23 protein-coding genes and 1 pseudogene are annotated in these 26,424 nt (G+C 29.3%); 2 read left to right on the top strand and 22 right to left on the bottom strand.

Annotated features, from left to right (window positions below; all coding sequences use genetic code 11):
* Positions 1-41: 41 nt before the first annotated feature.
* On the top strand, positions 42-1,376 hold the full coding sequence (locus ACJDU8_RS15330) for a sensor histidine kinase (protein WP_406793027.1): 1,335 nt from the start codon (positions 42-44) through the stop codon (positions 1,374-1,376).
* On the top strand, positions 1,369-1,950 hold the full coding sequence (locus tag ACJDU8_RS15325) for an accessory gene regulator ArgB-like protein (RefSeq protein WP_406793026.1): 582 nt from the start codon (positions 1,369-1,371) through the stop codon (positions 1,948-1,950). Before ACJDU8_RS15330 ends, ACJDU8_RS15325 begins: the two co-directional genes overlap by 8 nt.
* Before the next feature lie 178 nt (positions 1,951-2,128).
* Here ACJDU8_RS15325 and ACJDU8_RS15320 read toward each other — a convergent pair whose 3' ends face one another.
* The 22 genes and pseudogenes from ACJDU8_RS15320 to dxs form a co-directional block, all read right to left on the bottom strand.
* A complete protein-coding gene (locus ACJDU8_RS15320) occupies positions 2,129-3,289 on the bottom strand; it encodes an FtsX-like permease family protein (RefSeq protein ID WP_406793060.1) in 1,161 nt (386 codons plus the stop codon).
* Between the two features lie 154 nt (positions 3,290-3,443).
* Entirely contained in the window at positions 3,444-4,196 is a 753-nt protein-coding gene (locus ACJDU8_RS15315; RefSeq protein ID WP_406793025.1) for an ABC transporter ATP-binding protein, read from the bottom strand.
* An 18-nt stretch (positions 4,197-4,214) separates the two neighbouring features.
* Positions 4,215-5,240: a sensor histidine kinase gene (locus tag ACJDU8_RS15310; protein WP_406793024.1), complete on the bottom strand. Its 1,026-nt coding sequence runs from the start codon at positions 5,238-5,240 to the stop codon at positions 4,215-4,217.
* A gap of 14 nt (positions 5,241-5,254) precedes the next feature.
* Positions 5,255-5,941: a response regulator transcription factor gene (locus ACJDU8_RS15305; RefSeq protein WP_406793023.1), complete on the bottom strand. Its 687-nt coding sequence runs from the start codon at positions 5,939-5,941 to the stop codon at positions 5,255-5,257.
* A 97-nt stretch (positions 5,942-6,038) separates the two neighbouring features.
* Positions 6,039-8,033: a serine hydrolase domain-containing protein gene (locus ACJDU8_RS15300; protein ID WP_406793022.1), complete on the bottom strand. Its 1,995-nt coding sequence runs from the start codon at positions 8,031-8,033 to the stop codon at positions 6,039-6,041.
* Positions 8,034-8,213: 180 nt separating this feature from the next.
* Complete coding sequence (locus ACJDU8_RS15295; protein ID WP_406793059.1) at positions 8,214-9,029, bottom strand: HRDC domain-containing protein; 816 nt, start codon at positions 9,027-9,029, stop codon at positions 8,214-8,216.
* A gap of 143 nt (positions 9,030-9,172) precedes the next feature.
* Positions 9,173-9,484, bottom strand: coding sequence for a phosphoribosyl-ATP pyrophosphohydrolase (locus ACJDU8_RS15290; protein ID WP_406793021.1), 312 nt, complete (start codon positions 9,482-9,484; stop codon positions 9,173-9,175).
* A 23-nt stretch (positions 9,485-9,507) separates the two neighbouring features.
* A complete protein-coding gene (locus ACJDU8_RS15285) occupies positions 9,508-12,015 on the bottom strand; it encodes a DEAD/DEAH box helicase family protein (RefSeq protein ID WP_406793020.1) in 2,508 nt (835 codons plus the stop codon).
* Between the two features lie 95 nt (positions 12,016-12,110).
* A complete protein-coding gene (gene mntA, locus ACJDU8_RS15280) occupies positions 12,111-12,509 on the bottom strand; it encodes a type VII toxin-antitoxin system MntA family adenylyltransferase antitoxin (RefSeq protein WP_406793019.1) in 399 nt (132 codons plus the stop codon).
* 63 nt (positions 12,510-12,572) lie between these two features.
* Positions 12,573-13,001, bottom strand: coding sequence for a type VII toxin-antitoxin system HepT family RNase toxin (gene hepT / locus ACJDU8_RS15275; protein ID WP_406793018.1), 429 nt, complete (start codon positions 12,999-13,001; stop codon positions 12,573-12,575).
* 145 nt (positions 13,002-13,146) lie between these two features.
* Complete coding sequence (locus ACJDU8_RS15270) at positions 13,147-14,448, bottom strand: pyrimidine-nucleoside phosphorylase (RefSeq protein ID WP_406793017.1); 1,302 nt, start codon at positions 14,446-14,448, stop codon at positions 13,147-13,149.
* 41 nt (positions 14,449-14,489) lie between these two features.
* On the bottom strand, positions 14,490-15,659 hold the full coding sequence (locus ACJDU8_RS15265; RefSeq protein ID WP_406793016.1) for a phosphopentomutase: 1,170 nt from the start codon (positions 15,657-15,659) through the stop codon (positions 14,490-14,492).
* 52 nt (positions 15,660-15,711) lie between these two features.
* Positions 15,712-16,590 carry a site-specific tyrosine recombinase XerD gene (gene xerD, locus ACJDU8_RS15260; RefSeq protein WP_406793015.1) on the bottom strand — a complete coding sequence of 293 codons (879 nt, stop codon included), beginning with the start codon at positions 16,588-16,590 and terminating at the stop codon, positions 15,712-15,714.
* Between the two features lie 250 nt (positions 16,591-16,840).
* Positions 16,841-17,491 (bottom strand): stage II sporulation protein M, encoded by a 651-nt coding sequence (gene spoIIM / locus ACJDU8_RS15255; RefSeq protein ID WP_406793014.1) that lies wholly within the window; start codon positions 17,489-17,491, stop codon positions 16,841-16,843.
* A 75-nt stretch (positions 17,492-17,566) separates the two neighbouring features.
* Positions 17,567-18,088 carry an NUDIX hydrolase gene (locus tag ACJDU8_RS15250; protein ID WP_406793013.1) on the bottom strand — a complete coding sequence of 174 codons (522 nt, stop codon included), beginning with the start codon at positions 18,086-18,088 and terminating at the stop codon, positions 17,567-17,569.
* 196 nt (positions 18,089-18,284) lie between these two features.
* Positions 18,285-19,102 (bottom strand): annotated as a pseudogene (spo0A, locus tag ACJDU8_RS15245) (sporulation transcription factor Spo0A).
* 224 nt (positions 19,103-19,326) lie between these two features.
* Complete coding sequence (gene spoIVB, locus ACJDU8_RS15240; protein ID WP_406793012.1) at positions 19,327-20,427, bottom strand: SpoIVB peptidase; 1,101 nt, start codon at positions 20,425-20,427, stop codon at positions 19,327-19,329.
* Positions 20,428-20,633: 206 nt separating this feature from the next.
* The gene (gene recN / locus ACJDU8_RS15235; RefSeq protein ID WP_406793011.1) at positions 20,634-22,331 is read right to left on the bottom strand and encodes a DNA repair protein RecN; all 1,698 of its coding nucleotides are present in this window, start codon (positions 22,329-22,331) and stop codon (positions 20,634-20,636) included.
* 12 nt (positions 22,332-22,343) lie between these two features.
* On the bottom strand, positions 22,344-22,796 hold the full coding sequence (locus ACJDU8_RS15230) for an arginine repressor (protein WP_406793010.1): 453 nt from the start codon (positions 22,794-22,796) through the stop codon (positions 22,344-22,346).
* Positions 22,793-23,644 carry an NAD(+)/NADH kinase gene (locus ACJDU8_RS15225; RefSeq protein ID WP_406793009.1) on the bottom strand — a complete coding sequence of 284 codons (852 nt, stop codon included), beginning with the start codon at positions 23,642-23,644 and terminating at the stop codon, positions 22,793-22,795. Before ACJDU8_RS15225 ends, ACJDU8_RS15230 begins: the two co-directional genes overlap by 4 nt.
* Complete coding sequence (locus ACJDU8_RS15220) at positions 23,641-24,498, bottom strand: TlyA family RNA methyltransferase (RefSeq protein ID WP_406793008.1); 858 nt, start codon at positions 24,496-24,498, stop codon at positions 23,641-23,643. The genes ACJDU8_RS15225 and ACJDU8_RS15220 overlap by 4 nt, the downstream gene beginning before the upstream one ends.
* A complete protein-coding gene (gene dxs, locus ACJDU8_RS15215) occupies positions 24,485-26,359 on the bottom strand; it encodes a 1-deoxy-D-xylulose-5-phosphate synthase (RefSeq protein ID WP_406793007.1) in 1,875 nt (624 codons plus the stop codon). Before dxs ends, ACJDU8_RS15220 begins: the two co-directional genes overlap by 14 nt.
* Positions 26,360-26,424 lie beyond the last annotated feature (65 nt).

Genomic DNA, 26,424 nt, shown 5'->3' with positions numbered 1-26,424 from the left:
CTACAACATTTATAAAAAAACAAGAATGAAAGGAGAAATTTATGCATATTGCCATAAGACAAATAGTTGTAGATATTATAGAAACGTTACTTCTTTTAGGAATTTTTGAAACACTATATGATAAAAAAAGATTTATAATACAGAACAAAATTAAGACAGGACTATTATTTATATTCCTTGTTTTTGCAGCCTATTGGAGTAGATTGCATATGCTGCTAGTCTATCATACACTGTTTCTTGTAGTATTTATTACTTTAATACTTTCCTGGATTACAAAAATAAGGATTTTTCATTCTGCAATTATTGTTTCTTTATTTTTTACAATACTTTTTAGTACTGAATTTTTTACTCAAATCATTCTAATGGTTATATTTAACATAAATTTAAATCAAGCTTTTTTTGATTTTAGATATGTATGGATCGCTACATTAACTTCGAAAATATTACAAATACTTATTGTAGCAATGATTTTTAAGTTTAATTCATATTTTACTAAACTTAGATTATTCGAAAGAGAGGGAGCTATCTTTGCTAATTTAATACTTGAATTAGGTGTGTTTACCCTTTTTATATTTTGTATTAACTATGGTATTTTTAATATAAAGAATATCCAAACCTATAACATTTTTATTTTCATTATGTATTTTATATTCTTAATAGCAAAATTTAAAAGCTTACAAGAAAAACAACTAGCTGTGGATATAAGTATCAATTATAAAATTCAAGAGCACCAAATTAAAAATATGGAAGAAATAATTAGTATAATAAGACAGGAAAAACATGATTTTGCCAATCATATTAATGTTATACAGGGGCTATGCTCATTAAACAAGCCTAATACTGTAGAGAGGATAGATAATTATGTGCGACAAATTTCAGATACAATACATTCCTCTTTTAGATATTTAGATACAGGGAATGATTATATAGACGGACTATTATCTATAAAAAACAACTATGCAGTAAAAAACAACATAGATTTTAAGGTAACAATTAAAGAATCTTTTAGTTTGTTAAAAATTAGACAAGATGAATTAATAAGTATTATAAGTAACCTTGTAGATAATGCCTTTGAATCATTTCAGCTTACATCAAATATTCAGCGTAAAGAAATATCTATTACTACCTTTAAGGAATACGAAAACTTTTGTATTGAGGTATCTGACAATGGAGATGTTATTCCTGAAAATATAGTAAAAAAAGTCTTTAACAAAGGTTTTTCTACAAAAACTAAACAAAATGATACTCATGGTTTTGGATTGTATATTACTAAACAATTAGTTGAGAAAAATAATGGGACTATATCTGTAAAAAGTGTTCCAGAAAGAACTAAATTTTTGATAAAGTTTAAGATGGAGGGAAACATAAATGAGTAACATTATAAGTTGTTTAGTAAACCAAATTTCTAAAACAAATCCTGAATTTTCTGATTTAGACCTAAAGAAAATAGAATACGGATTAATTTGTATTTTTGATGAAGTTACCAAAATCATTCCCTACTTTATTATATTTTGGTTATTTTCACTTCAAAAATACTATCTAGTTATTCTTATTTTTTTCTGCCCCATTAGGTTATTTTCAGGTGGATATCATGCAAAAACTTACTGGGGATGTTTCTTTATTAGTTTTATTATATTTTTAGGAATGATTATTATGGGTAAGTATATTTCATTCAATAATATTATTTTTATAACCTCATTAATTATTTCATTTATACTTGTTTGCATTTTTGCTCCCGTAGACAACGTTAATAAAAGAATAAAAAGTAACGAACGAAGAATGAAGCTCAAATACACTTCTATAATAATTACTTTTTTATTAAGTGTATCATGTTATTTCATACCACATAAATTCTTAAATACTGCTGTAATTTCAATTGTTGGTGCAATAATAATGATGATGCTTGGAAAAATAAATAATGAGCATGTTTCTAGTAATCAAGAGACATGAGAATATAAATTCATGTTTTATTTAAGTAAATATTTGGTATTTCAGCATAATACAATCAATAATTGTATATAAGAATACTTTTGACTAGTTTTTGGAATACTAAATTTTAATTTTGGAGCAAATTCCAACTTGATGGGTGATTTTTTATTTTTTGAATCTCTTAAATTTTTATCAAAATTTAAAATTTCAAGTTCTTGACTGCTGCGCTGCTAGCATGAGAGGTATATGAAATTTCAATTAATTTATCTTTAGCAATAATATAACCTAATAATTGTATAATAAAATAGTAGCTCAATATTTTAATTGTACTTATTATGAATTCTCTACTAAGCTTTAAAAGGAAGATATATATAATACTTGCCAATGCTATTAAAATCACATGTGAAAAAAATATTAATTTAAGTTTACATATCAATAGGGCATTTATTTCTTCATCAATCAATCCAATGTCATATAAGTTATTTTTTTTAAATTTCCAACTATAGAAATCAATTTTCATTTTAAAGTACATTATCACTGCAGAAGCAATAAAACTTAGCAATACAATAAATGTATATATCAAATTAAAAACAGAATTCTGAAAAATAACATGAGCATAATATATTCTTGAGTCAGGTAAATAATAAATCCTCTTACAAATACAGAATATGAAGTTTAAGAACGCAATAAAGAAAATAATAATTTTGTTACTTCTAAAAAAGGTTTCTACTTCATTTATTAAAAAAATTCTCTTATAATAAAAATTTTTATTTGATTTTATAAAGATACTAAGAGTTTTTATGAGAGTTAAAAATAATAAATAAGTTCCGATTATAGATATAAAAGAATAATTAACATAGTATCTAATTCTAGTAGGTAAGCCCAACATTTCATTTAAATAAATACAACACAATATCAAAGAGATTATAGAAACTTTTAATATATACTTATTTCTAGCATATAGTCTATTTAAAATCTTGTGATTTGGTTCATCTAATACAGGTAGGCTATTAATGAATTTAAATGTCCATAAGATGAATATAATAGTAAGTATTGTATAATAACCAATAGTAATTATATAAACTATTGATTTAAAATGAAAAGTAACATGAGAAATTCCTACGAGTTTGAATATGGAAAGAGCAATGATTTTTGAAAACATAATACCTAGAATTAATCCTATAGGCATATATATAAGAAAAATTAAAATATTTTCAAGAAGAAGAAGTAACTTAAGCTCATGATGTGTCATACCCAAAGCTAAAAATATTACAAAGTCTTTTTGACGACATTTCATAAAGGATATATGTGTAAATATACACCATAGGGCTGTATTAAACACACCGATTGAGGATATCATAATAATATTATTTTGTCCAATTACTATGTACGCATTGCATAGAGTAAATTGAATAAAAAAGAATAAGACTGAAACCATCAAAGAAAATATATAAGCAAAATATTCACTGAAATTTGATTTTATATTTTGTTTAATTATTTTTCTGTAATTCATATTATTCACCACTAATCACCGCAAGAGTATCTAGTATTCTATTGAAAAAAGCGCTTTGATCTCCTTTATTATATATTTGCGTACATATCTTTCCATCATTTATAAAAATCACTCGTTTGCAGTAGCTTGCTGCCTGAACGTCGTGTGTAACCATAAGTATTGTTGCATTTCTTTCCTCATTTATTATCTGCATATATCTCATAAATTTTTTTGAAGTACCTGGGTCAAGGCTTCCTGTAGGTTCATCAGCCAAAATGATGCTTGGTTCATTTATCAATGCCCTACATGCTGCTGCTCTTTGCCGTTCACCCACAGACACACTATAAGGATACTTGTCTTTAATATCATATATATTGAAAAAGGTAAAATATTTTTTTATTTTTTCGTCAATTTCTTGTGTATTCCTCCCATTAAATATCAAGGGAAGTGCAGCATTTTCCGCTAGTGTAATATTGTCAAGTAAATTAAAGGCCTGGAATATAATTCCTAAATTTTCTCGTCTAAAAATAGATCTTCCTCTCTTGTTCAATGAAGTTATGTATTTATTCATTATTTTCACTGTTCCACTATTAGGTTTATCAATACCTGACAATATATTAATCAGGGTAGTTTTTCCGCTTCCAGATTGGCCCATGATAGCAGTAAATTCTCCACTTTCAATACTCAAACTGATGCCATTTAATACATTAGTAGAGTTAATTTCCAAACTCCCTTCATATACTTTAACAATATCCTCAGCACATAATATCTCCATCCTATCACTCCATTATAATTAAATTTTTGATGGATAAATAATTGAAACAGTAGTTCCTTTATTAATCTCAGACTCTATAACTACATTATGATTCAACTTTTTAGCTATCACTTTACATATATATAAGCCTATGCCTGTGGAATTTTGTATTTTTCGCCCGTTTTCTCCTGTAAAGAAGGGTTCAAAAACTCTTTTTAGATCATAGCTGGGAATTCCAATACCCTCATCTCTAATTGTTAATATGGTTTTTTTATTACTCATAGATATTTTAAAATGCACATACTTCTGCTCCTTACTATTATGAGAATATTTAATAGCATTTACTAAAATCTGTTCAAGCATAAATTTATTCCACTTTTTATCTGTAATAATTAATGCTTCTTCCCATTGAAATTCTATTTTAGGAAATACATTATTATAAATAAACAGACTTTTTTTACTATTGATAATTTCCTTTAACAAGGAAATTAGATCCACTGTTTGAGGTTCATAATCTTTTGAGAAATTATTTAATCTACTAATATTTAGAATTTGATCCAAACTATTTTTAACTTTACTATTTTCTTCTCTTATATCCAGAAAAAAATTCAATGTATTTATTTTATTAAAACCTATTTCATTGATAGCATTTTCGATAATAAGATCAATTATTGAAGCAGGAGTTTTTATATTGTGAATCCATTGTGATAGAAAATATTTATTATTTGTATTTTCGGCACGAATTGCACTTATCTGATTTGTATAATTTTCATGTATCTTAAATATAGCTCTAGCAACTTTCTGTTGTTCTCGCGTTCTAGGATCTAAATTAAAATACCTATTTTCTATACCTTCATTAAGGCTTCTATTAAATTTGTAATATTTAATCCATTCATTTAGTATTAAAAAAATATATATTATTATTGATAGCAGCAAAGGATATACTACATCAAATTTCACAGCCACCAAATAGGAATAAAGAATGATCAAAAAAGTATTAAAAAAATATGTCATGGTAAAAAATAGTTTATCTTTTATAAAATTAATTAATAGTTTTCTACTCATGTTAATTCCTCTCATCAACAATTAGACTGAAACATATATCCTATACCCCGCTTAGTTGATATAGATTCATCAACACCTAATCCCTTAAGTTTATTTCTTATTCTTGTTATATTCACAGTTAAAGTATTATCATCTACAAAAGTAACATCATCCCAAATTTCCTCTAAAAGTTCTTCTCTACTGATAATTTTATTTTGGTTTTTAATGAGCTTACTTAAAAGCTTAAACTCATTTTTGCTGAGTTCAATTTCAATTTGATTATAAACCATTTTAAATGTATCTTTATTAAGCTTAATACCACTTAAACTTTCAATTATATTTACTTCATCTGCATATTCACCATATACTCTCCTTATTGTGGCCTGGATCTTAGTAAGAAGAAAGTCAAAACTAAAGGGCTTTGAAATATAATCATCTGCCCCTAATTCAATCCCCCTTATCTGCTCTTCCTCACTATTGCGTGAAGAAATAATAATTATGGGTATTTTTGAAGTTCTTCTAAAAGTCTTACATAATTGAAACCCATCATAATATGGAAGATTTATATCTAGCAGAATCAAATCAACTGTTGCTTCTTTCATTTCTTTTTCTACATTCTTAAAATCTTCTATGATAATAGGTTCATATCCATATTTTTGGAGATACTCTGCTATAAGTCTATTAAGTTTGATATCATCCTCAATAACGAGTATCTTGTACAAATCAGCTTCCTCCCTTTAAAGTTAAGATATGATATTTCAGTAGCTTTTCTTTAATATATCATATTTTTACTATTGAAGGAAGCTGATAGCAGTGATACTAATAAAACTTGAATCCAAAGAGATTCCAATAATTCAGAAATAGATTAAACATTAGAAATATACAATAAATTACTATGTAACGTATAGCTATAAAATTAAATGATTTTCTATTGCGATATATAAATATTGAAAACATTTGTCCAAAAGTAAGTATGGTAGTGAATATGGGAATAAACAATAAACATATAGCTGCCTTGGGCAGTTTAGGTGAAAACATAAGAGACGATGATAAAGCCACACATTCCTTAGTCATTCCTAATAAAAATACTAAATTTAAAATGCATATAAGTAGTATAATCCATCTATGATATTTATAAATTGACGGTTCTTGCCTAGCCTTATTTTTAAAATTAAGTAATATCATCATAAAGAGTATACATAAAAATGATAATGCAAAAAGTATAAAAATGGCTTTATGCAAGTTCGGATTTTCATACCAATGAATTTTTTCAAGTGCAACAGTTGATCCATCTTGAAGCATATAGTTTACATTTCCTTGTCCGTCTGACTTAAATGCAATCATATCTCCCTTTTTAATGTTTTTAAAAAGGGACGGTTCTATTTCTGTATAACTATCCTGCCCACCAGGATAGTTCATAATCAATGTATTATTATTGCTTTTAACATTTATGGTTGGAGACATTAATAATAATAACTTTCCTATTTCTTTTCTTGGATATCTAACGCCGCGATAGGTTCCTTCAAATTTTTCAAGGTCACTTTTGGTAGATTTAGCTTTATTAATGAAACTGGTTTTAATTTTAGATTGGGTGCAGTATCTGCTTATGAATTGATTTGCTATATTGATACATAAGTTAGTTCCTGCTTCACCATTAGTTGAAATAAAAAATCCTAAATTGCTATTAGGTATTAAGCACAGCATACTGTGAAAACCATAATCATCACCACGATGATAAATTGTTCTAATACCATTTACATAATTCTGCTCAAATCCATAGCAGATCCCAACCATATTTTTATTGAATGCAAAATGCTGACTATGCATATCTTCTGCAGTATTCTTATTTAATATATGTGTGTTTCCATAGGTACCATCATTTAAATGTGCAATCATAAATTTAGCCATATCATCCGCTGTAGTTTTAAGTCCACCTGCTGGTGTAAGAGCTTGTCCATAGATAGGTACTTTAACATATTTACCCTTTTTATAATCATACCCTTGGGACAGATTGCCTAGTACTTTATTATTAAAAACAAAGCTGCTACTATTCATGTGAAGAGGAGTAAATATATTATCTTCCATATATTTATAAAAAGGGATACCAGATACACTTTCAACTACGTATCCAGCTACAGCCATACCATAGTTACTATATTGTGGGGCTTCACCTGGTTCACGAATTAGAGGACGTAAATGAGATATTAGGCTATCCTTAAGTGACTTTTCTTGAAGATAGCTTTCTGTCTGTTCCCCAACAAGTCTTTCATCAAATCCACCAGTATGAGTTAATAGATTTTCAAGAGTTACAGGTTTTGAATAGTTATTTTTTATTTTAAAGTCCTTAAAATAGGCATTTATATCTTCATTTAAATTTACTTTACCTTTTTCTTTGAGCTGCATAACAGCTGTAGCAGTAAAAAGCTTTGAAACGGAAGCTACCCTAAAAATAGTCTTTTTGGGGTCTACTAGTACTTTTTTATCTATATCAGAATAACCATATCCTTTTTGAAAAAGTATTTTGTTTTGATCAACAACCGTAAAAACTGCTCCAGGTACATTAAGCCTTTTCAACTGTTCATTAAAAATACTATCTGCAAATTTTTCCACATTATTTTCAGTTAAAGGTTCTTTATTCTTGTTACTTAATAAAGAAGTGTTGCTTTTTACTTTTTTGTTCTCTGAAATAGTGATATTTTTCGTACTTAACATATGATAAATAATAGATATTGGGCAACAAAAATAAGGTAAACTATATGCAATGATTACAAAGATAATTAAAAATCTTTGTATATAAGTTATAGTTTTTTTCATAGTGAAAGCCTCCTAAACTAAATTTCTATATACTTTAATATCTCAGACCTTAAGTAAATTCTAATTTAATAAATAAGAAGCACCAATCTATTTATATAAAAATAACCTTACATTTTTGTAAGGTTACAGAGTGTTAACAAAGTCGACACAAAATTTAATTTATTAGCCATATGTATTCAATTAAAATTTGAATTTTTCATCTTTTATATTAAAAATCTTTAAAATTCCCTCACCATACTTCTCAACTTTTTTCTCTCCAAATCCTTTTACTTTAAGCAACTCGTCCCTACTCTGAGGTCTTTCTTCTATTAGTACTTCCATTTCCCTATTACTAAATATGAAATATGGTTTAACATTTTCTTTTCTAAAAGTTTCTAGTCTAAATTTTTTTAACTTCACTCTTAAACTGTCTAAATCTGTAGATTCAATTTCTTTGCTCTTTATTAATATATCTTCATCTTTAACATTTTTATCAATTCCTTTGTTCTTATCCTGTTCTAACTCATGCATATTATTACCTACAATTGTTGACTTTTCATCTAATTTATATTTTGCATTATAATCAAAAATAATAGGTTTATGATTTTCTTTTAAATAATTAGCAATAGTAAAAACCATATTCTCTTTTAAACTATAATCAATTTCGTCAATCCACTTTGACAAGCAGGAGGATAAATTTTCTGCTCTTATAATCTGTTCTTGAATTTCTTTAGGAGCATAATCTTTCCTAATAATGGTCTTAGGATTTGCCATTACAATAAGAGATTTTATTGGTACTTTATCTATATTAAATTTTTCTTTTATCAGCTTCTTCACTAAATTTACATGCTTTCTATTTTGTTCAGCAGGGCTATACATTCCAATCTTTGTAGTTTTCCCAAATTTATCTGTATATACCCTTATAAAATTTCCTTCCTTACTGACATTTATATTGCCTTGAAGTTGTTTTGTTTCTAAAATACAAATATACTGCTTTGTAAGTATAAGAAAATCTATTTGTCCTCATAATCCCCCATATTCTAATCGAATGTCATGAAGACAAAGAAGTGGTACATTTGCATTTTTAATTTCAAAAAATACATTTTTAGTTAAACTATTCTCTTCCTAATTCCTTAAATAACTTATTACCAATAAAACTTTTAATTCCACACTTTCTCCAACACAATACCTTCCTTGAATCCTCCACGTTCTTTTTTCTTCTCCATCCTCTTTTGAAGTAAGTCACTTTCACTATAACCCATATTCTCAGCCAGTCCAAATAATACTTCCATAATATCTGCCAGTTCCTCTAAATTTTTATCTTCCAAAAATTCTTTTACTTCTTCCTCTAACTTCATTTCTAGCAATTTATAATGCTCCTCTTTATCCGCTTTTCTTATGTCAAATTTTTTACCTGCAGTTTTTATTACCTGTGGTATTTTATCACGAACCAATTTATTATAAACCTTCATTTTTCAATCTTCCTTTACATATTCTATTTTTTCTTATTTTCCACCCTATTTTTATAATATTCTCTTATTCTAAAATCTACTGCATCTTTAAAGTTTCTCATAAAAGATTCACTTATATTAAATTCCTTTAAACTTTCATTTAAACAGTATTCATCTTTATCAAAATAAAAAAACTCTTTTTCAGTCTTTGCTAAAAACTTCAATGGATTACTTTGTGCCAATTTACACCACTGTTTTTTACCCCATGATTTAAAGCCTTCTGTAGATTTTTGATTTAGTAAATCTACAGCATTTGAACCTTTTCTATAGAAATTTTTAAAACTACTATATATATCATCTTCATTTATCCGTATCTTCAATTCTCCTTTATTATAAAAAGCTAAAAATACAGGCATTTTATAGGTTTTAGACATGGAGGTTCTTTCTATCATATTTATAAATTTTTCTGCCTTTGTATCTATGAGCTTACCTTCATCTTCTGTTAATTCATCTATGCCCCTTAAGAATCTAAAATAATTTTTAAAAGGACTCTTATCTGCTGCATTTTTAATTTTATAATATATGTGATTCTCAATGTAGGTAATCAGTTCCACTCTTGAAGGTCTATGCCCTAAGTTTCCTTTTATCCTATAGTATTCGTCTTTTACCATATCCTGAAGCCTTTTTTCTCGCTGAGCCATTTTCTTAAATATATCTACAAGCCTGAAATCAAAATCTACAAAACAATCCTCTGGATATTCATTCTCATCAGGTATAATTCTATAATCCCCTGCAATCTTTGGATGACCTGTAAGAAATGAGGGTATAAGATTTGCCTTTTTATAATTACCTATAAAGTCTAATACATTTAAATACCTTTTATTCTTCCACTTGCGCAAACCTCTTCCTAGCTGCTGTAGAAATATTGTTGGCGACTGTGTAGGTCTTAAAAACATTACCAGATCCACCGATGGAATATCAAGACCTTCATTAAACATATCCACTGAAAATATTACCTTTATATCACCCTTACGCAGCTTATTTATTGCCTCTTTTCTATCCATACAATAGGAAGAACTTCCATCACTGACTACAGCACAGGCTTTTATTCCTCCGGTGTTGAAATATTCAGCCATAAATTCTGCATGTTTTCTTGAGGAACAGAATCCTAAAGCTCTTTCACTTTTATATTTCTTATAATGTGCAATTATTAAATCTCCTCTTTTATTTATCATTAAAGCTAATTCCAGCTGTTTATCATCATATTTACCATTTTTATAGTCTATAGATTCATAATCCACCAGTCCATCATATATTCCATAATATCTGAAAGGTACCAACCAGCCTTTATTAATTGCAGACAATAATCTAACCTCATAGGCAATATTATTGTCACATAACGCAAATACATCTTTGTTATCCAGTCTTTCTGGTGTGGCAGTTAAACCTAACATGAATTTTGGCTCAAAATAATCTATGATATTTTTATAGTTTCCTGCTGCAGCATGATGAAATTCATCTATTACAATATAGTCAAAAGCCTCTCTAGTAAAATATTCATTCTTCAAATACTCAGGCTTTCCAATGGTTTGAACTGTAGCAAATATAAAATCATCAATAGTATCCTTATTATCTCCGCAGAAAAGCCCTATAGACTTATCCGGCCTTACATTTTTAAAAGAAACTGCTGCCTGATTCAATATTTCTTCTCTATGTGCAACAAAAAGAACTCTATTATAAGATCTTGAATCAAAAGCAGCTAGATATGTTTTTCCTATCCCTGTAGCTGCAACTACTAACCCTTTGTCATATCCTTCTTCTCTCTTTTTTCTTAATTCATATAAAGCCTCTATTTGAGCTCCTCTTGGCTCATAAAGCCCAATTACAGTATTTTCATCTTCTACGAAATTACTTTCTCGGTTATTACAAAAATCTTCTTCATCATTCATCTGTTTATATAGCTTTGGTCTTATCCAAACCTGAGAATACCTTCTCATTTCCTGTTCATCTATTATTGTAGAATGATTAAAAAATAAATCCTCAAAGGTACTTTTAAAACTGTTGTAATCCTGTATATTCTTCTCTTTATCTAATCTATAATTCCATTCAATACCATTGGTCAGCGCAGACTTTGATATATTAGAAGATCCTATATATAAATCTCCGCTCTTTTCATACTGAAAAATATAGGCTTTGGGGTGAAAGGACTTATTAGGCACATTATAAAACCTCAAATCAACTTTATCTCCCATAATATCTTTAAGCATATATAAAGCCTGAGGTTGAGTTATATTTAAATAATTTCCTGTAAGTATTCTTATAGGTATATTTTGATTAGCTATTTCCTTAAATTCAGATTCTAGAAGCTTCACTCCTGATTCCATTAAAAATGCTACTATCATATCAATGCTTACAGCCTTCTTAAAAGATTCCTTCAACTTAAGCAATAAATGATCAGCCTCACCTGTAATACAATTAGAACTATCTATTTCTTTAGCTGCTATTGAATCCCCAGCTATATTATAGACATGCCTTTTTATATACCTTGTCATAATTTCGCCCCCTAAAAAACAGGATACTTTTACTCAATATACCAATTCCACCATATGCAATTTTATGTTCAATATATAACTTACCCTTTTATAAATCAAAAACTACCAAAATAATCTTTATCAAACTTATCTAAATAATACTTGTTATGCTGGTAACTATTTATTACATATTCTATATAGTCGCATACTTTAATGTAATCTGCTTCATATAAATTTCTACCTTCATTTATGGTTTTAAATTGAAGAGTGATAGGTGCTTTTCTTAAGTTTATAGTGTCAATGTTATCTATTTTAAGTACTTCTGTAATATCACAGGCATATTTAATTTCTTCTAAATCATTTATGTCTTTATTATAAAGCATTGCAAAATCAATATCACTTTCTTCTCTTTGATATTCAGTTCCATAAGACCCTATTATCCATACGCCTAGAATATCAGACTGTCTACTAAAATATTTTTTTAAGCTTTGTAATTTATTTTCTATATTGAGCACATTATCACCTCCAATCCTATATACTTACCTTTGAAATTTTCTATAATAAAATTAATAATTTACTTATAGATTAATATTTTTAATTATAGTTTGAATAAAAGCTTCGAAGTCTTCTAAATTATTTTGAGTTATTTCATAAATCATTTCATCATTAACATCAGAATATATATGAACAATTCTGTTTCTAAATTTGGCCATGGCAAAATAAATATTCACATACTTTCTATCTATAATATTCTCTTTTGCAAGTATTTCAAAACTTTCTTTGTTAGTCTTTGGTTTTCCCATTCGATTTCTAGCTATTATATGATTACTTATATCTAGCATAGCTTCAATCGTCACCTGTAATAAATACTTAGCACTGTCTACATTTCTAAAATCTTCTATAAATATATCTTTAGAAATCTTTTGCAATTTCCTTAATTTATTTAGGTTACTTTGCATAAATATTATTTTTTGCTTTATTTTAGGTAAATCAATATTATTAACCATAAATTCACCACTTTTCTATACTAACCTTATATCTTATTATATCAATCCTTTTCGTTATTTATATATTATAACTTATTTTTACCTTTTCATCAAAAATAAAGCACTAACATTACACACATAATGATAGTGCTTATATAACAGTTCTTTATTTTATAATATCGTAAACATAAGGAGTTTTCGGTGGCTGTATATCACCTATAGAAAAAGCATTTAGGGCTATTTTTTCTGCTTCCATACAATTATCCTTATTACTATGTAAAATACAGAGAGTATCACCTGATAAAACCTTATCTCCCACTTTCTTAACCATTGTAATTCCAGCAGATAAGTCAATTATGTCCTCTTTTGTCTTCCTGCCGGCACCAAGTAACATTGCACACCGTCCCATGGATTCTGCCTGAATCTTGTATACATAGCCACTTTTATGAGCTTTTATGTCTATATGATTTTGTGCCTGGGGAAGCATCTGTGGATTATCAATTACCTGGGGATTTCCTCCTTGTATCCTTACCAATTCCTTGAATTTTTCTATTGCCCTGCCTGATTTGATCAGTTCTTCTAAAGCCTTATATGCGGTATTTACATCTTGAAATGCCCCGCCTAATACTGCCATATAAGAAGCTATAGTAAGTGCTACTAAAGTTTCGTCTTCTGCACCCTTACCTTTTAATACTTCTATTGCTTCTTTAACCTCGTTGGCATTTCCCACTTCATGCCCTAAAGGCTGATTCATATCCGTAAGCAATGCTATAGTTTTTTTATTAAGGGATTTGCCTATTGAGACCATGGTTCTTGCTAAATTTCTAGCTTCATCCAAGGACTTCATAAATGCACCAGACCCTACCTTTACATCTAAAACAATTGCATCTGCCCCTGAAGCTATTTTCTTACTCATAATTGAACTTGCTATTAAAGGAATACTATCTACTGTGGAAGTAACATCTCTTAATGCATAAATCTTCTTGTCTGCAGGGGTTAGGTTTGCGGACTGACCTACAATAGCCATTTTATATGTATTTACATTGTCTATAAAATCACCTTTACTTAACTGGGTATTAAAACCTTCTATGGCTTCTAATTTGTCTATAGTACCGCCGGTGTGACCTAGTCCCCTGCCGCTCATTTTAGCCACAGGTATGCCTAGTGCAGCCACTAAAGGCACAACAATCAAACTAATTTTATCACCTACACCTCCAGATGAATGTTTATCTACTTTTATACCTTTAATATCTGATAAATCTATTTTATCTCCAGAATTAACAAAAGACATGGTTAAATTTGCAGTCTCCTGTTCAGTCATACCTTGAAAACAAACTGCCATAAGAAAAGCTGACATCTGATACTCAGGTATTTGTTCCTTTATATATCCCTGTACCATTTCATCTATTTCTTCTGATGTTAAACTTTCACCAACTTTTTTCTTCTGAATTATATATTTCATATCCATACTAAATTTCTCCCTAAAGATGTATGCCTTGCATCTCTCAATTACTTCTTTATTAGATCTTTAAAACTAATTCCATATAAATCATTTTTTATATCTAAAAGATCTAATATAGTTTTACCTATATCCGAGTAACATTTTCTTACTCCTATATCTACTCTGGATTTTAAATTTTCACCATATACTAGTACAGGTATATACTCCCTGGAATGATCTGTACTTTCCGTAGTTGGATCACAGCCATGATCTGCAGTTATTACAAGTACATCCTCTCCATTCATACGGGAAATTATTTCAGGGATTCTTCCATCTGCTTCTATAAGAGCCTTAGCATATCCTTCTACATCATTTCTATGTCCATATAACATATCAAAATCAACCAAATTTGTAAATATGAGACCTGGTTGATTTTTTTCCATATAACTCAAAGTTTTATCTATACCATCCATATTATTTTTTATATGAACTGCCTCTGTTATTCCTCTTTTATTATATATATCTTCTATTTTTCCTACTGCCATTACATTTAGTCCTGCTTCTTTTATATAATCAAGCATAGTTTTTTCCGGTGGATCCAGTGCAAAATCTTTTCTATTTGAAGTTCTTACATACTTCCCCTTATCATAAATAAAAGGCCTGGCAATTACCCTTCCTACAGTTCTATCTCCCGAGAGCATTTTCCTTGCTGTGCTGCACATTTTATATAACTCATCTACGGGAATAACCTCTTCATGGGCAGCTACCTGGAATACACTATCTGCAGAAGTATACACTATAGGATACCCTGTATCTACATGTTCTTTTCCCAACTCATTTATTATTTCTGTACCTGATGCCACTTTGTTTCCAAGTACTTTTCTCCCAATTTTATCCTGAAATTCTTCTATTATATCCTGTGGAAATCCATCTGGATAAGTATTTAAAGACTTTTTAAGTACAATTCCTGCAATTTCCCAATGTCCCGTTACAGTATCTTTTCCCTTAGACAATTCTGTACATTTGCCAAAATTCCCTGTAGGCTGTGCACATCTATTTAAATTTTTAGCTCCCTGTATATTCCCAATTCCCAGCTTATGTAGATTAGAGAGTTCTAATCCACCTACGGCTTTTGATATATTTCCTAAAGTATTACTTCCCACATCTCCATATTCTTCTGCATCTGGCAGCTCTCCTATACCTACACTATCAAATACTATTAAAATTACCCTTCTCATTTAAATACCTCACCCTTTCTAATACATAAAAAGTATTGAAACTATATGTTAATTATGCCCGTGGATGAGACTTTTTATATACTTCTGCAATTTTATTCTTTTTAAGCACTGCAGAGTATATCTGGGTAGCAGATAAATCTTTATGCCCTAAAAGTTCCTGTACAGATTTAATATCTGCACCATTTTGCAGCAGATGTACTGCAAAGGAATGCCTTAATGTAAAAGCATTTATGTCCTTATCTATCTTAGCTTCTTTTGCATAGTATTTTACAATTTTCCAGAACCCCTGCCGGCTCATGGGCGCTCCTCTTAAGTTCAAAAATAAAGTATCTAAGTTATATACATTCAATTTTGGTCTTATATTTAGATAATTTTTTAAATATTCTACTGCCACAGACCCTATTGGCACCGCTCTTTCATTATTCTTTAAACTCCTACACCTTATATGTGAAAATTTTAAATCTATATCATATATAGTTAAACTTAAAAGTTCCATTACTTTCATTCCTGCAGCATACATTATCTCAAGCATTGCTTTATCTCGTATACCTTTATAGGTACTAAAATCCGGAGAACTAAGAAGCTTGTCTACTTCATCTATAGTTAAAACTTTAGGAATATTATGCTTTACCTTAGGAATTTCATAATACAAAAGAGGGTTTTCATTTATTACCCCTTTAATCATTAGATACTTATAAAAATTTCTAAGGGAAACTATGTTCCTAACTATGGATGAAATAGCTTTCCCCTCTTTTTGAAGATACTGCACATATGCCATTATAGATACAACTTCTACACTTTCCAAGTTTCCTTTTCTTTTTTTTATAAAATCACAAAATCTACTTATATCCCTTATATATGCATCTAGTGTGTTTTTACTCATATGCTTTTTTTCTAACTGCTCTGCATAACCTAGTAAAAAGCTTTCCAAAATTATCACCTACTCTTCGGGAGTCAGAATTTTATAAACTCGTTAAAAACAGTAATATAGTTATATATTATATCTATATTCCTACTAAATATATTGTACACGAATATACTATTATCATAAGAATGAGGTTTAATAACAAAATTATATAATATTAAATCTATAAATTTGGGTAAAAACATGCCGAAAAATATTAATACAAAAAAACACTTCAATACTTCTATAATAAAATCTAATTTTGATTCGTCTAAAATCATAATAGTATCCTCGTAAAACTTGATGCAATAAGCTTAATCATATTGGGAGTTAAATATGTTTCCATAAAAAAACCTATAAGCATTACGACGCATATTAAAAGAAAAGACATAGAATAAGATGTAAATCTAACTAAAATATGAGATTTCCATTGAACTCTAGCTCTGTCTCTGAAAAGCATAAGCGAAAATTCCATAGCAAGTACAGAGGAAAATATTATGCATGGTATATATATTATATTCTGAGGCAGCACTCCCAAAAGTGAAAACCACATGCCCTGAACTCCCATGCCGCTTATTACAAAACTCATGGTAAATCCTATGGTAAATCCTTTAATTATATCTATTATAAGTATTACAGGTATCCCTATCATTGTAAGCCCCAAAAACCATACTGCTAAAATCATAGGAACATTATTTTTTAAAGTTTCTAGAAATATAGACTTATAGTTTATACTGCCTGAATTCACTGTTTTAGTAAAGTCCTTCAGATAACTTAAAAGATCACTTTTTTCAAATCCACCCATGTACCTGACGCTATATATACCAATAACTATCCCCGTAAAAAAGCATAATAAACTTATAATATACAGCCAAAAATTATTTTTAATATGACTGTTTATCAAATTTGATGCTCTATTTTCCAACATAATTTCATCCCCCTTTTGTTAATCACTTTCTTTTAATTAATTTATGATTTACAAAAGAGTTATATGACTTTAATATTATAACATCATAAAAGCACAAATAGTTTTTGCATCTATTATTTTTCCTGTTTTTATCATTTCTTTAACCTTATCTATTTTAATTTCTTTAATATTTATGAATTCGTCTTCGTCTCCTAGGTCATCTCTTCCTTTATATAGTTCTTCAGCTTTATAAATAAATATATATTCATCACAAAATCCTGGACTTGTAACTACTCTGCCTAAATATTTAAGATCTTTAGCTTTATATCCTATTTCCTCTTCCAACTCTCTTTTGGCACATTCAAGTACATCCTCATTTTTTTCAATCTTACCTGCCGGTATTTCAAGTAAAGTACCTTCTATGGGTTTTCTGAACTGTTCCACCATAAATATCGTCTCCGGGTCCTTGTAAGCAAGTATTGCCACTCCGCCAGCATGATTTATTATTTCTCTTTTACTTGTTTTCCCATTTGGTAATTCAACTGTATGGACATTTAAGTCAATAATTTTACCACTATATATTATCTCTTTATTTACTGTTTTCTCGAAAAAACTCATAGTTAAACACCCCTGATTTTATTGGATTATTAAATTAATGATAAAATATACCTTAAATAAAGTTAGCCATTGTAATCAATTTTATACTTCAACATTATTCTTGTCAATTAAATGCTTATTATACTTATTTCTACTTTCATATATTCATAAAAATCTTCCATTTATAAACAAGAAACAAACGGAAGATCTTGAAAATTTAGCTGACCCTATTTTTTAATCTTAATTTATCAGCAACCATAGCTATAAATTCACTATTTGTTGGCTTGCCTTTATCATTATGTATAGTATATCCAAATATTTTATTTATAGTCTCTACTTGTCCCCTTGACCATGCTACCTCAATTGCATGTCTTATAGCTCTTTCAACTCTGCTTGCTGTAGTATTATATTTTTTAGCTATAGATGGATATAATTCTTTTGTAACTGCAGATAATAACTCCATATTATTTACTACCATTGTTATTGCTTCTCTTAAATACATATAACCTTTTATATGCGCAGGCACACCTATTTCATGTATTATATTTGTGATCTCCTGTTCCAAATCAGTAGTAGGATTATCCCTTGAGAATTTTATTTCTCCCCCATCTATAAGGGATACTGTTTTTTTCACTTCATCTCCACTACTTATGACATTATTAAACATCTGCCTAATTCTTTTAGTGAATACATCCATATCAAAAGGTTTTACTACATAATAATCTGCTCCAAGTGTTATAGCCCTTTGGGTTATTTTATCTTGTCCTACTGCCGATAGAACTATTATTCGCGGCATCGGATTTATATTCATACTATTTAATCTTTCTAAAACCCCAAGTCCATCAAGATGAGGCATTATTATATCTAATACTACTAAATCCGGTTTTTTTCCTCAATTAATTTAAGAGCCTCCACGCCATCTTTTGCAATACCTGTAACCATTATATCTCTTTGATTTAGAAGATAATCATTTAGAATATTACAAAATTCTTTATTATCATCTGCAATAATTACATTTATTTTTGATTCTTCCATATTTGCCACTCCCCTTTTTTTAAATTAATTGCCATATGTTAACAAAATAATAAATTCGACACAGGAATTTTATTTCCTTCTTTTTTATATAAAAAAATTTTTTTTATATATTTATTATATGATATAAAGTTAGAAGATAGCATTTAAAATGCTATCTTCTACAATATTATTTTACCATATATTCTATATTTACTTAAATCTTTTATAAGTTATATCTAAATTTTTTATTTTGACAGTATATTTGTATCTTTTAACATCCAATCTATATAAATACCATAACCTACATCTGGTTTATTTATAAGCACATGAGTTACTGCTCCAACCAGTTTATTATTTTGAATTATAGGACTGCCACTCATACCTTGAACTATTCCACCTGTTTTATTTAACAATCTGGCATCTGTAACTTTTATCACCATACTTTTAGGTCCTGGTAAGTCTTGTGATAATAATTTTTCTATCTGTATATCATAATATTCAGGCTTATCTCCAGATATAGTAGTTAGAATTTTAGCTGGTCCTTCCTTTATCTCATTTCTAAGCCCAATTTTAATGGGAATAGAATCTTTTTTGAGTTTATCGTCTCCTTTTCCAAAAACTCCGCATTCCGTATTTTTCTCTATATTTCCTAGCTTAACTTCTTCATTAACAAATATACCCTTTAATTCTCCTGGATTTCCTTTAGTACCTTTTTTAACTGATACAATAGAGGATTCTATTACTTCTCCTGAATTTATATTCAATCTTGTACCTGTATCTATATCTACTATAGGATGACCTAGTGCTGCAAACATACCACTTTTTTCATCATAAAAAGTTAGGGTTCCAATTCCAGCGGTGGAATCCCTTATCCACAATCCTATTTTATAACTGTTATCATTTAAACCACTTACCGCTTTTACTACTTTTTCTATCTTATTCCCATTTCTTTCTATTAATATTTTAATATCTTTTCCGTTTGATCTATTTATTTCAGTTTGAGTTTGTTCTGAATTTTTTACAAAGGTATCATTTACTTTAAGTATATTATCTCCTATTTGTATTCCAGCCATCGCCGCCGGACTAGCAACTTTGCCTTTTGAAGTTTCTATATCACAAAAGGCAACTACCAACACTCCTTTTGTATTTAATTTTACACCAATAGGCTGACCGCCTAAATATACATTAACATCACTAGCTGCTACTGTTTTAAATGCAGATTTTATTTTTTTATTTTGAAGCAAATGAGCATTTTTACATACACTTTCTTTATGATAGACAACTGATATTATAAGCAGGATAGGAATTAACATCCAGTATATCGTATTTCTAATTTTTTTTCCCATAGTTTTGCCTCCTGTCTTACACTGCTTCTTTACGTTTAAGTTGCCCTTTTAAATATTTTATTATGCTATCATATAGTTTCATTTAAAGTTAATGTATTGTTTTAAAATATAAATTTTATACAAAAAGTTAAAAGTCACCTCTTAAAAGTATCCATTAAAATAATTTATCATTTTATATACTTTGGAGATAACTTGCAAAACTAATATTATTTAATTTTATTTTTTTTTAAATCCGCCATTTTAATAAGCTCTTTTGCATGCTCCAAGGTGAGTTTTGTAACTTCACTTCCTCCTATCATTCTGGCTATTTCATATTCTTTTTCCGTTTTTTTCATCATTTTAACTTTGGTATAGGTCATATCATCAATAACCTGTTTTGAAACCCAATAGTGAATATCCGACATACATGCAATTTGAGGAAGATGTGTAACGCAAAATACCTGATGCTTTTTGGATATAGTATACATCTTCTCTGCCACACACTGCGCTATTCTGCCGCTTATGCCTGTATCTATTTCATCAAATATAACCGTAGGAATAAAATCTTTATCCACAAATACTGTTTTTAGGGCTAGCATTATTCTGGAGAGTTCTCCGCCTGATACAATTTTTTCCAAAGGTTTTAACGGTTCTCCTGGATTAGTAGTTATATAAAATTTCACATCATCCATACCTTTTGAGGTAAATTTATCTTCTAATTTAATTTCTATTTTAAATGTACTTTTTTCAAGTCCCACAAAATTCAACTCATTTTTAATATTCTTCTGTAAGTCCTCTGCTATTTTACATCTTATTTTATGAATTTCTTTACCTTTTAGTCTAAGTATATCTTCTAGTTTTAGCTTTTCCAAATTTAATTTTTCTATAACCTGAGACATATTTTTCATTTCTTCATATTCAGCCTTTATTTTATCTCTATAATTTAATATATCCTTTATATTGCTGCCATACTTATTTTTAAAGCCATTTATTTGATATATCCTATTATTTATATATTCCAGTTCATTTGCGTCATAATAAAAATTATCTTTAATATTCCTTAAATCATCTATGTTTCCTTCTATGTTATAATATATGTTTTCAAAAGAATTATATATATTGGTAAGTTCAGGCGCAACATTTTTTATAGAACTTAGCTCTTTTATAATTATTCCTAAATTGTCATATATAGAAATTGCACCCTCTTCTCCATTATATAATTTTATGTAGCAATCATTAATAATATTATTTATTTTTTCAGAATTTGAGAAAATTTTGAACTTTTTATTTAATTCTTCCTCTTCTCCTTCATTTAAATTTGCAGAATCCATTTCATCTATCTGATATTTTAAAAAATCTATAATTTTTTCTCTATCCTGGCCTTTGCCTGAGATTTCACATATCTTTTTGTTAATTTTATTCAAGCTTTCATATGTTTCCTTAAAATCTTTTAATGAATCATGAAGTAAGTTTTCTCCATAATAATCTAAATAGTTTATATGATTTTCTTCTATAAGTAAATTTTGGCTGTCATGCTGGCCATGTATATCTAAAAGCGTGCCGCTTATTCGCCTTAAACTGGATAATAAAATAGACCTTCCATTTACCTTGGCAACAGTCCTTCCTGATTGAAAGGATTCTCTGCTAATTATAACTATGTCTTCTTCTCTAAATATATCCTCTTTATCTAATATTTCTAGAGTCTTAGGGTTTTCTATGGTAAAAACAGCCTCCACAAAAGTTTTATTTTTTCCTGTTCTTATTAAATCCTTATTAAATTTCCCTCCCAATACATAATTAATGGCATCAATGAGTATAGATTTGCCTGCCCCGGTTTCTCCCGAAAGTACATTAAAGCCTGATTCAAAAGATATAACTAATTTTTCTATAAGTGCAAAATTTTTTATATTTAATTGAAGCAGCATAGCCTAAGCCTCCTACTGTGAAATCATTTTTTTCATCTTTTGGGTTATAGTGTGAGCTTTTTCCCTATCCCTGGCCATTACAAATATAGTGTTATCTCCTGCTATAGTTCCTGCTATACCAATAAAATTCAGAGAATCTATAGCCTCAGCAGCTGCAGACGCAGAACCTGAAATAGTCTTTATAACTACGAAATTATCTATATTTTCAACACTTACTACAGTTTGAGAAAATATATTCACCAGTTTATTGGACAAAAAACTTTCTGTATGAGATATGGTTGCATACTTATATCTGCCATTGTCGGACAATACCTTTATAAGTTTTAATTCTTTTATATCCCTAGAAACAGTAGCCTGAGTTACATTCATGCCACTGCCTTTAAGCTTTTCTGCAAGTTCTTCCTGTGTTTCAATATTATTCGAATTAATAATTTCCAGTATTTTAGCATGCCTAGTTACCTTCATAATATTCCACCTTCACATCCTTTTGCATTAAAAATAATTTTCTCTCTAAGTGTGTCAAAATAAGTATCGTCAAACTTGATAAGTCTGCGTTTATTTTTAGACTTATTTATTTTTATAGTTTCTGAGCCATTTACCTCTATCCACTTTTGACCGTCAATAGACAAAAATGAGTCCTCAAAATTTTTTTCTAGTGATATACTTATACGTGATCTGCTGTCCAATACAATGCTCTTGGCTGTAAAAAACTGTGAATACATAGGCGTTAAACATAATACATCTAAGAATGGATGTATTATAGGCCCTCCTGCAGATAAATTATATGCTGTAGAGCCTGTAGAGGTACATATAATAATGCCATCTCCACTAAAGCTATTATAAAAAGCATCGTTTATATGCACATCATACCTTTGTATTCTTGACTTAATCCCCCTATATAATACTACATCATTTAATCCGTCGTATTTTTTTATTTCATTACCATCATTATAGCTGCACTGGATCATATCTCTTTTTTCAATTGTATACTCACCTTTAAAAAGTTTATTTAATGCTATCTCCACACTGTTTATCTCAACCTGTGCTAAAAAACCTAAATGTCCTATATTAATTCCCAGCAGGGGTGTCTTTGACTTAAGTACATTTCTAGATGTATTTAATATAGTGCCATCTCCTCCCAGTACTATAACTACATCTAATTGATTGCTTTCATTTTCATCCAGTCCAATACAATTCTCATAGGTTTTTATGGTTACATTTTTATCTATATTTTTTATAACTTTTATTATAAAATTTAACATTTCTCTATTGGGGTCTTTTGTTGTATTAACATTAATTCCTATATTTTTCATAGTTCCTCTCCATTCAGTTCGCCATGTGATGATCTTACTACGGTAATTATATCCTCTTCTTTAAATAATTCATTAAATTCTTTTTCTTTGGTAAAATATATAAGATATTCTATATTTCCTTCTGGTCCCTTTATAGGTGAATAGTCCAGCGAAATTACTTTTAAATTATTTTCTTTTAAAAAAGTTACAATTTCTTTCACAACTTCTATGTGTGTAGATTTTTCTCTAACTACTCCTTTTTTTCCTACTTTTTCTCTTCCTGCTTCAAATTGAGGTTTTATAAGAGCCATTATACTACCATTTTCTTTTAGTAAGTTTATAACCGCTGGCAAAACTTTTTTTAATGATATAAAAGAAACATCTATACTTGCAAAATCTACATATTGTCCTATATCCTTTAAAGTCACATACCTTATATTAGTCCTTTCCATGCATACTACTCTTTTATCCGTTCTAAGTTTCCATGCAAACTGACCATATCCTACATCTATGGAAAATACTTTTTCAGCTCCATTTTGAAGCATGCAATCAGTAAATCCTCCTGTTGATGCACCTACATCCATACATACCTTATTTTTTAAATTTATGTTAAATTCTTTTAAAGCCTTCTGTAATTTTAATCCTCCCCGGCTTACAAAAGGAAGCTTTTCTCCTCTAAATTCTATATTGGAACTTTTTTTTATGTTTTGTCCACACTTATCTACTCTCTGCCCATCTACAAATATTTCTCCTGCCATAATACTGGCCCTTGCTCTTTCTCTTGAAGAGAAAATCCCTTTATCTACTAAAAGTATATCTATCCTTTCCTTTGGTTCTGACATAACAAACTCCTTTGCCGCCTTAAAATATACCACTTAATTCTGATACCTTAAGTACTCTATCTACAATACTTTTTACATCCAGCCCATATAATTTATATAAAATATCTGGTTTCCCATGTTTTACGAATTCATCTTTAAATCCTATATTTATCACATTTACTTTTTTATCCAGTGTATTTATATACTCCAATATATAAGAGCCTAGGCCTCCCCTTATTATATTATCTTCTATAGTTATAATGGTAACATCCTCTTCCACCAACTGCCGAAGCATTTCCTTATCCAGTGGTTTAATAAAACAGGCACTTATAATCCTTACTGGTATTCCTCTTTCTTTAAGCTTTTCTGCCGCTAAAACTGCATGTTCCACCATTCTTCCCTGGGCTATTAGTGCTATTTTTCCCTCATTTGAAATACAATCCCATTTTCCAAACTTAAAATGCTTTAATGGTTTAACATATATACTATCTCCTCCACGGGGATATCTTATAGCTATAGGACAACCTTGATTTAATGACCACTTAAGCATATTCATAAGTTCATACATACATTTAGGGGACATAACAGTCATATTGGGCATTTGGGTTAAATAGGATAAATCAAATATACCCTGGTGGGTTTCCCCATCATCTCCTACAATTCCCGCCCTGTCCACAGCGAAAACTACCGGAAGTTTTTGAATACATATATCATGGAGAAGCTGGTCATATGCTCTCTGGAGAAAAGTAGAATAAACTGCAAATACTGGCTTCAACCCTTCTGCAGCCATCCCTCCAGCCAAAGTTACAGCATGTTGTTCTGCAATTCCTACATCAAAAAACCTTTCTGGAAACTTTTCCGCAAAATTTCTAAGACCGGTACCATCTCTCATTGCCGCTGTTATAACCACTATTTTTTCATCTTCTTTTGCCAGTTTTACCATTTCATCTCCAAAGGCTTTAGAATATGTATTAGCAGAAACAGCCGCTATTTCTCCATTATTACAATTAAAAGGCCCTATCCCATGAAATTTACCTGGATTTTTTTCTGCAAATTCATAGCCTTTACCTTTTTTAGTTATTACATGAATGATAACCGGGTTATTTATTCTCTTAGCTGATGCTAGAACTTCTGTAAGTTCCTTTATATTATGACCATCTATAGGTCCTAGATATTTTATTCCCATGTCTTCAAAGAACATTCCGGGTACTACCATCTGTTTTATTCCATTTTTGAATTTTTCCAGATATTTAGCCATACCTTTGCCTATATTAGGTATTTTCTTTAATGTACTTTCCACTTCTGCCTTAAATCTATTATACTTAGGGTCTACCCTTAATTTATTTAAATACCTAGATACTCCCCCTACATTTCTTGCTATAGACATCTGATTGTCATTCAATACTATTATAAGCTTTGTTTTACGATAGCCCACGTCATTTAAGGCTTCAAGTGCCATTCCACCTGTTAAAGCTCCATCTCCTATGACTGCTACCACATTATATTTTTCCTGCTTTAAATCTCTTGCCCTTGCCATACCTAATGCGGCAGATATTGAAGTACTACTGTGTCCCGTTTCAAAAAAATCATATATACTTTCACATTTTTTAGGAAAACCACTTATTCCCCCAAATTGCCTCAGAGTATTAAATCTATCCTTTCTACCTGTAAGGATTTTATGTACATAGGCTTGATGCCCTACATCCCATATAAGTTTATCATGATTTAAATCAAAGATACTAAATAAACTTAAGGTAAGTTCCACAACACCCAGATTAGAAGCCAGATGTCCTCCTGTTTTACATACATTATCAATTAAAAATTTTCTAATTTCTTCAGCTAGTTCTTTCTGCTCATCCAAAGACATTTTCTTTACATCATTTATATCCTTATAGTTATCTAATAAACTAAACATTTTCACCTATCCTTTTTTATACAACAATACTTGAATTTCAAGATATTATTGCATTATAAGTGCTG

This window comes from Candidatus Clostridium eludens (assembly GCF_045310515.1).
Lineage (GTDB): Bacteria > Bacillota > Clostridia > Clostridiales > Clostridiaceae > Clostridium_B > Clostridium_B eludens.
Note: the sequence above shows the minus strand (reverse complement) of the source record. Positions and strands in the feature narration are given on the sequence as shown.